We start from the raw sequence: 8,516 nt of genomic DNA on the forward strand, positions 1-8,516 counted from the left end.
GCCTACTACCAGCGCAGCCCGGGCGAACTGGCGTTGGCGGTGCTGCCGCCCGAACTGCGCGGACTGGATGCAGCGGCGTTGGGGCGGCGAATCAACCGGCTGCGGGCGCAGCTCTCGGCGAAGTCGCCGCAAGCAACGGGCGCACGGAGCGCAGGCGGCTCGAGGTGCCCAACCGAGCCGCCTGCGCCAACCCGCTTGCCTGACGCGCTCGGCCCCGTGCCCAGTACCGAGCAGTCCGCCGCCCTCGCTGCGCTGGCCGCCCCGGTGCCGGCCGATGCGCCCGGCGTGACCCTGCTGCACGGCGCCACCGGCAGCGGAAAGACCGAGATCTATCTGCGCGAAGCGCGCCGCGCGCTCGACGCCGGCCGCCAGGCGCTGGTGCTGGTGCCGGAAATCAATCTCACGCCGCAGCTCGAAGCGCGTTTCATCGAGCGCTTTCCCGGTCGGCGCGTTGTCTCGTTGCACAGCGGCCTGACGCCGGCCCGGCGCCTGAAGCACTGGCTGATGGCGCTGCTCGGCGAGGCCGACCTGGTGCTGGGCACGCGCATGGCGGTGTTCGCCCCGCTGCCACGGCTGGGCCTGATCGTGGTCGACGAGGAGCACGACCCGTCCTACAAGCAGCAGGAAGGCGCGCGCTATTCGGCGCGCGACCTCGCGGTGGTGCGCGGGCGCATCGAGCGCGTGCCGGTGCTGCTGGGCTCGGCCACCCCCTCGCTGGAAAGCTGGCACAACGCCCTGACCCCGGCCGAGGGCGGGCCGGGCCGCTACCGCCGCCTGACGCTGGCCTCGCGCATCGGCGGCGGCGCGCTGCCGGCCGTGCGTTTGGTCGACATGGGCCGGCTGCCGCGCGAAACGGTGCGCGATACGCCGATCGCCCCGCCGCTGCTGGCCGCGCTGCAGGAGCGGCTGGCGCGTGGCGAGCAGAGCCTTGTGTTCCTCAACCGCCGCGGCTATGCGCCGGTGCTGCACTGCCTGGACTGCGCCTGGAAAAGCGCCTGCGCCCACTGCAGCGCTTGGCGCGTGTTCCACAAGCGCGACCGCACGCTGCGCTGCCACCACTGCGGCTTCAGCGAACGCGTGCCGCGCGCCTGCCCGGAGTGCGGCAATGCCGACATCCAGCCGGTCGGCCGCGGCACCGAGCGGCTGGAGGAACAGCTCGCCGCCCTGCTCCCCGGCGCGCGCCTGGGCCGCATTGACGCCGACACGACGCGGCGCAGCGGCGCACTGGAAGCCGAGCTGGCGCGCGTGCATGCTGGCGAGATCGACGTGCTGGTCGGCACGCAGATGATCGCCAAGGGGCACGATTTCCGGCGCATCACGCTGGTGGCGGCGGTCAACCCCGACGCGGCCCTGTTCAGCAGCGACTTCCGCGGCCCCGAGCGCCTGTTCGCGCTGCTGCTGCAGGCCACCGGCCGGGCCGGCCGCGACGCCGAACAGGCCGCGCGGGCCGAGATGTGGGTGCAGACCTGGCATCCGCAGCATCCGCTCTACGCGGCGCTGCGTGCGCACGACTACGAGACGTTTGCGCGCCAGCAGCTTGCCGAGCGCCTGTCGGCAGGGTTGCCTCCGTATGCCCATCTGGCGATCCTGCGCGCCGACGCCCGCAGCCAGGCGGTGGCGCAGGCCTGGCTGCAGGCGGTGGGCGACGCGTCGGCCGGCCTACCCGAAGCGGCACAGGTCGCGCTCTATCCGCCGGTGCCGCTGGCGGTGCAGCGGGTGGCCGATGTGGAGCGTGCGCAGATGCTGGTCGAGTCGGCCTCGCGGCCGGCGCTGCAACGTTTCCTCGCTGCATGGGGTGCGCTCCTGCAGGCCCGGCGGCCGGAGCAAAAGGGCGTGCTTCGATGGGCGGTCGATGTGGACCCGCTGGCGATCTGAATTGCGCCGCTCGGCAGGGCCAGAACCTGAATTTCTCCGGGGCGGAACCTGAATTTCTCCTCTCCCGTCCGGGAAGAGGCCGGGTGAGGGGCCGCACGGCCTCCGTTTGTGCGAGGCCTTGACCGGCACGAGAAATCTCATGCAGACGCTGCCCTCGGTGGCGTCGTCGCGCATCCGCGCCCACGCCAGCGGGTATCGGGCCGCAGCACTCAGCCCGGCTTGGCTCCAAACACGCCGGCCAGACCCGAGAAGCTCAGGAAAGCCAGCACGGTCGAAGTCATGATGATCCGCGCGACCCGCCCGTTGTCGGCCGAGAAGCGCTCGGCCAGCAGCGAGACGTTGCTGGCCGAAGGCAAGGCCGCGGCCAGTGTCAGCACCATCAGCTCGAAGCGCGACAGCGGCGCGCCGAGCGCGATGGCCGCGCTGCCCAGCCCAAACACCAGCGCCGGGTGCACCGCCAGCTTGATCAGCGCGACCGGCACGAACAACGCCGGCGGGGTGCGCGAGTGGGCGTGCTGACCGGCGCGCCATAGCACGGCGCCGATGGTGAACAGGGCCACCGGCGTTGCGGCGCCGGCCAGCAGTTCGACGATGCGGTCGATCGGCCCCGGCAGGCCCAGGCCATAGGCGGAAAACAGCGCGCCGAGCGCGATTGCCCAGGGCTGCGGGTTGCCGATCGGGCCGCGCAGGGCGTTGCGCAGGCGCCGGCCGAGCGGCAGGTGCGCGTTGTCGTGCATCTGCGCCAGGGCCAGGCAGACCGAGCTGGTGATGAACATGTCGATCAGCAGGGTGACCATCATCGGCCCGGCGGCGGCGGCGCCGAGCAGCGCGGTCATCAGCGGCATGCCCATGAAGCCGGTGTTCGGGAATGCGGCGACCAGCGCGCCGAAGGCGGCGTCCTTCAGGTTCACGCGCGGGCCGCGGGTGACCCGAAGGGTGAAGGCGACGATGGCCAGCGCCGCGATGCTCCACACCGCCAGCATCGCCGGGTTGAGCAGCTTGTCCACCGGCGTGCTGGCGCCGAAGCGAAACAGCATGCAGGGCAGCGCGAAGAACAGCACGAAGGCGTTGAGGCCCGGAATCGTCGCCTCGGGCATCAGGCGCAGCCGGGCGGCGAGGTAGCCGCACAGGACCAGACCGAAGAAAGGGACCGTGACGGCGAGGATGGCAGGCATCGGGCGGGCAGTATGTCAGGCGCTTGCGATCGCATCGCGCCCTCTCTCTGGGTCAGCCCAACCCCGCTCGTGGGAGAGGAGTCGCGCAGCAGCGCATCGCTATGATCGCGCTCCCCTTTCGCTGCCTTGGTCCCGTTTCCTTGTCGCCTCCCCCCTCGCTCAACCCTGCGCAATTGCAGGCGGTGCATCACCTGAGCGGTCCCTGCCTCGTGCTGGCCGGCGCCGGCTCCGGCAAGACGCGGGTCATCACGCACAAGATCGCCCGCCTGCTGCAGCCCGGCCCCGGCGCCGGCCTCGAGGCGCGGCAGATCGCCGCCATCACCTTCACCAACAAGGCTGCGGCGGAGATGCGCGAACGCATCAAGGGCCTCGTCGGCGCCAAGGCGAGCAAGGGGCTGATCATCAGCACCTTTCACGCACTGGGCGTGCGGCTGCTGCGCGAGGACGGCGCGGCGATCGGCCTGAAGCCGCAGTTCTCCATCCTCGACAGCGACGACGTGGCCGGCCTGCTGCGGGACGCCGGCGGCAGCAGCGACGCCGCGCAGGCGCGGCGCTGGCAGTGGACCATCAGCCTGTGGAAGAACCAGGGCCTCACGCCCGAACAGGCCGAAGCGCAGGCGACCAATGACGACGAGCGCATCGCCGCGCGCGTGATGCAGCGCTACCAGGAGCGCCTGGCGGCCTACCAGGCGGTCGACTTCGACGACCTCATCGGCCTGCCGGTGGCCATGCTCCAGCGCGACGAGGCGGTTCGCGCCAAGTGGCAGGCGAGCCTGGGCCACGTGCTGGTCGACGAATACCAGGACACCAATGCGCAGCAATACGAACTGCTGCGCCTGCTGGTCGGCGACGGCAGCGAACGCACCGCCATGTTCACGGCCGTCGGCGACGACGACCAGAGCATCTACGGCTGGCGCGGCGCGACGATCGACAACTTGAAGCGCCTGCCGCTCGACTACCCGAAGCTCCAGGTGATCGCGCTGGAGCAGAACTACCGCTCTACGGGCAACATCCTGCGCGCCGCCAACAAGGTGATCGCCGCCAACCCGAAGATCTTCGAGAAGAAGCTGTGGAGCGAGCACGGCGACGGCGAGCCGGTGTGCGTGGTCGAGGGCGACAGCGAGGAGCACGAGGCCGAGCGTGCGGTCTCGCGCATCCAGGCCCTGCGTGCGCAAGGCGGCGCGCTGCTCGGCTCCGGTGCGCCGGTGCCGACGGACGGCTCCGGCGGCGGCCAGGGCATCGAGTGGAAGGATTTCGCCATCCTCTACCGCGCCAACCACCAGTCCCGCGTGTTCGAGCAGAAGCTGCGTGCAGCGCAGATCCCCTACAAGGTCTCGGGTGGGCAGAGCTACTTCGACCGCGCGGAGATCAAGGACCTTTGCGCCTGGCTGCGCCTGCTGGTCAACCAGGACGACGACCCGGCCTTCCTGCGCGCGGTGACCACGCCCAAGCGCGGCATCGGCCATCAGACGCTGGCCAGCCTGGGCAGCTTCGCCGGCCAGTGGAAGACCAGCCTGTACGAGGCCCTGTTCGCCGAGTCGCTCGGCACGGCGCTCTCCGCCAAGGCGGTCGGCTCGCTGCATGAGTTCGGCCGCTGCGTGAACGACCTGGAATACCGGGCGCGCCAGACCGTCGGTGGCGAGGATGCCAAGGCGCTGCTGCTCGGCTGGCTCAAGGACATCGGCTACGAGCAGCACCTGCACGACGGTGAAGACAGTGCCAAGCTCGCCGCGGCGCGCTGGGGCAACGTGCTCGACTTCGTCGACTGGATCGCCAAGCGCTGCGGCGGCGAGACCACGCAGGAGGCGGGCACCTTCGAGACGGAACGCAAGAGCGTGCTCGAGGTGGCGCAAAGCATCGCCGTGATCATCAGCTTGGCCGAGCGCGGCGACGAGCGCAACGTGCTGACCTTGTCCACCCTGCACGCCGCCAAGGGACTGGAGTGGCCGCACGTGCTGCTGGTGGGCGTGAACGAGGGCCTGCTGCCGTTCAAGCTGGAGGACGAGTCCTTGAGCGTGGAGGCGCTGGCGCAGCGGCTGGAAGAAGAGCGCCGGCTGATGTACGTGGGCATTACCCGTGCGCGCAGCACGCTGGCCGTGTCCTGGCTCAAGCGCCGCAAGCGCGGCCGCGAGACGGTGGCCGGTGCGCCCAGCCGCTTCATCACCGAGATGAAGCTAGAGGAAGAGCGCGCGCCCGGTTTGAGCCCGCGCGAACGGCTCAAGGCGCAGCGCGACGAGCTGGCGGCTCGTGCGGCGCAGGCTCTGGCGACGACGGCGGAGAAGTAGAACAGCGTGATTTAGAACCTGCTGGACAAGGACTTCAAGGACTACGGCGAATAAAACCGCTGCAGCAACGGCGGCTGCACCAACGCACCGGGTTCGGCAACCGGCTTCGCCCATGCCTACAACAACATCGTCGGGGGCGGATTGCTTACTGATGACCTGGAGGCCGCTTCGCATCGAAGGCACCCAGAGCCGCTTCGAAGCCGATGCCCAGCGCTTTGGCCGATACGCGGATGTCGAAGCTCTGAACCTTGCGCCGAGCGTTGTCGGCAAGCTGCTGCAGGCCGTGGGCAGGCGCGAGGAGACTTTGCTCCATCGCGTTGGCCAGTGCGTGCGCATCGCGCGGCGAAACCAGCCAGCCTGTGACGCCGGTTTCGACCAGTTCACGCACACCGCCCACGTCGGTGGCGATGGCCGGCCTGCCCGCTGCGAACGCTTCCATGATGGCCACGGGCAAGCCCTCGTCGTCGCTGGCCAGAACAAGTGCCCGCGATTCGCGCAAGTGCTGGCGCACCTGCTGCTGCGTTGCCCATCCGAAAAGCTGCACGTGCGCCGAGAGCCCGAGTTCCGCGACGCGCCGGTCGGCTTGCGCGCGCAGGCTTCCATCCCCGATGAGGGTCAGTTGGAAGCGGACACCGCGCTCTTCGAGCTGCTTTGCCGCGGCGATGAGCAGCAGCGGGTTCTTCTGCGGATCGAGGCGAGCCACGCACAAGAGACGGGGCGCCTGCGGAACCCGCGTGGGCGCTTCGTCGAGCCAGGCGGCATCGAGCCCGCAGCGCACGAGCTTCGCCTTGGCCGCCCACGCCGGGTAACGCTGTTCGACGGCACGCTGGCCGCTCGAGGAGACCACTGCAACGAACGATGCGCCGGCGATCTTGTCGCGCAGGTTGAGCCGCTCCGGGACGACGAACTCGTGCGGGCCATGAAAGGTCAGGCTGTAGCTCACCTTGCAAAGTCGGCTCGCAAGCAAAGCGACCGCTGCGGGATTGGTGCCGAAATGAGCATGGATGTGCCGGCAGCCCACCGCTTGCAGGCTTCGACAGAGCAGACACGCGAGCACGAAGTAGCCGGCGTGCGTTACGAATCGGCCGTCGCCGTTTCTGGCCATCCGCATGGCCTGCAGGAAAGCCCTATACGCGGCTACTGGGCGGCTTGCAAGGGCGATGGCCACCGAAGCCAGTACCTGCTGCCAATTCGACTCGAGCAGAACCTGCGTCATTCGCTGCTCGGCGGCATCGGCAGGATCGAGCTCGAGCAGCTTGCTGCGCCGGTGCGAGAAGCGATGCACCCGCCATCCGGCCGATTCGAGTGCGGCGATTTCCCTGCGAATGAAAGAGTGGCTCGGCGAGGGATAAACGTTGATCAGGTACGCAACGGCGCGGACGGTGGCTGGCGCGCCATTGGGCGTCACATCACGCCTTCGAACTCGCGGGCCTTTGCCGAGAGCTCGCGCGAGTTGATGCGGTGCACCTCGGTCAGAAGCCGCATCGCTGCCCTTCTGTGAGAGGCGGTGTGGACGATGTCGTGGCGGTGTTCGACATGCGCCATGCCCGCGTTCTCGTGGACGATGGCGAATCCCTTGAACTTCTCCGGCTTTTGCTTCACGGCGCGATGCAATGTCGTGCCGGTCACCAGATGAAGCCGGTTGAGCGACACGCGCTCGATGACGCGACGATGGCGGGCAAGGAACTCGACGCTTGCCTCCACGTCATCGGCCGTTTCGCCAGGGTGCCCGAGGATCATCGTGCAGCGTGCCGAGATCCCGGCCTGCGCGGTGCCATGAAGAAACGCGCTGATCGTTTCCAGCCGCGTTCCTTTCTTCATCGAGTCGGCCATGCGCTGGCTGCCCGTTTCGAGACCCGTGGTGAGCCGCACACAACCGGACTTCGCCGCTGCGCGCAGACTCGACTCCGACAAGCCGTTGTCCGCTTCGGTGCCCGCATGCACCGCGGCGATCCAGCGACTACCGGCGACGGTGTCCTGCATGCCGCCGATGATCGAGCGCCACATCTCGATGTTGCTGTTGAGTTTGAGGTCGGTGAACACGAAGCGAGAGACCCCGAAGCGCTGGTGGTGCTCGGAGAGTTCCGACAGAACGTTTTGCGGGCTGCGGCTGCGATAGGTGCGGCCTGCCGTGCTCGTGACATCGCTGCAGAACGTGCACACGCCCCAGCCGCATCCACGGCCGGTGATGACCGGCACAATCCGGTTCGGATACGCAGACCACGGGAAATCGCTGTAGTCAGGATAGGGCACCGAGTCCAGCCCCTGCAGCGGCGGCGCGAGGCCACCCCTCGGGCGGCCATGCGTGTCGGCGGTCATTACGCCTGCATGCACGCTCGGGTCGTTCTTCGCGAGCAGCGTCTCAAGGATGAGCGGCAATCGCAGTTCCACCTCTCCGGCGACAAGCGCTGAGAGCCCCGGCAGGCGAATCCACGCCTCGATCACATCGGGTTGAGCGAAGTACGGCCCGCCAATGATCACCGGGATGCCCATCTCCTTGCACGCCAGACAGATCTGCGCGCAGGTGTCGCGGTACATGAGATAGGTGGAAATCAGCACGGCTTGGGGCTTGGCAGCGGCGATCTCTGCCTTCACCGCCGCCAGCACTTGCGCCTCGTGGGAACTGATGCCAGAGAGCCGCTTCGAGGCGGCTCGATCCCGCCACCTGCGCACCCAGTCACGGCTGGAAGTGGCGACCCGGTAGTTCAGCTTTGCGGCAAACAGACTGAACCGGTGCGGGCGCGGCTCGCGCGTGACGCCCTGCACGCCCACCATGAGAGGGGCGAATACGGTGACCGCATAGTTCGCCCGGCGCAGGACTGCGGCAAGGTAGCCGATGGGCAGCGTCGGATAGCGTGCGAAGTTGTTGAGGTCGACGAGCAGCACGCTGCGTTGGCTCGACGGGTGAGATGCTTCGGTCATGATTCGGAGCAGAGCATATTCGCAAGATCGCGACTGCCTCTGCCGGCCTCAAGCGTCGCGGACCACCCCCGCTTTCATGCGCAGCGCTCCGCTGCCCGCCAACTCGTCCACCAGCCGTGCGGCCCATTCCCCCGGCGAGCGGGCCAGTTCCGTACCCACGCGCCGCCAGATCGCCACGAACAGCGACGCCTCTTGCGCCCACCGCAGCACTTCTTCCAGCGGCTGCTCCCGCTCTTCCATGAGGTGGTACTTCACCAGC

At 68.8% G+C, this 8,516-nt stretch carries 5 protein-coding genes and 1 pseudogene; 2 read left to right on the forward strand and 4 right to left on the reverse strand.

All coding sequences use genetic code 11. The features are described from left to right. Nucleotides 1–1,875: primosomal protein N' (gene priA / locus H0W38_RS10770; protein WP_292453755.1), on the forward strand; the 1,875-nt coding region annotated here is incomplete at its 5' end. Nucleotides 1,876–2,084: 209 nt separating this feature from the next. On the opposite strand, the gene H0W38_RS10775 is transcribed toward priA, so the two are convergent. Beyond that, on the reverse strand, nt 2,085–3,050 hold the full coding sequence (locus tag H0W38_RS10775) for an AEC family transporter (protein ID WP_292453757.1): 966 nt from the start codon (nt 3,048–3,050) through the stop codon (nt 2,085–2,087). Nucleotides 3,051–3,190: 140 nt separating this feature from the next. On the opposite strand from H0W38_RS10775, the gene H0W38_RS10780 reads away from it, so the two are divergent. Further along, nucleotides 3,191–5,335: an ATP-dependent helicase gene (locus tag H0W38_RS10780; protein WP_292453759.1), complete on the forward strand. Its 2,145-nt coding sequence runs from the start codon at nt 3,191–3,193 to the stop codon at nt 5,333–5,335. A 145-nt stretch (nt 5,336–5,480) separates the two neighbouring features. Here the strand turns inward: H0W38_RS10780 and H0W38_RS10785 are convergent, their stop codons facing one another. From H0W38_RS10785 to H0W38_RS10795, 3 genes and pseudogenes are all read right to left on the reverse strand, one after another. Beyond that, nucleotides 5,481–6,743 (reverse strand): glycosyltransferase, encoded by a 1,263-nt coding sequence (locus H0W38_RS10785; RefSeq protein ID WP_292453761.1) that lies wholly within the window; start codon nt 6,741–6,743, stop codon nt 5,481–5,483. Next, nucleotides 6,740–8,221: a radical SAM protein gene (locus H0W38_RS10790; protein ID WP_292453763.1), complete on the reverse strand. Its 1,482-nt coding sequence runs from the start codon at nt 8,219–8,221 to the stop codon at nt 6,740–6,742. Before H0W38_RS10790 ends, H0W38_RS10785 begins: the two co-directional genes overlap by 4 nt. A gap of 84 nt (nt 8,222–8,305) precedes the next feature. Next, nucleotides 8,306–8,516: pseudogene (locus H0W38_RS10795) on the reverse strand (MBL fold metallo-hydrolase); the annotation flags it as partial.

The organism is Methylibium sp., from assembly GCF_013817365.1.
Taxonomy (GTDB): domain Bacteria; phylum Pseudomonadota; class Gammaproteobacteria; order Burkholderiales; family Burkholderiaceae_C; genus Methylibium.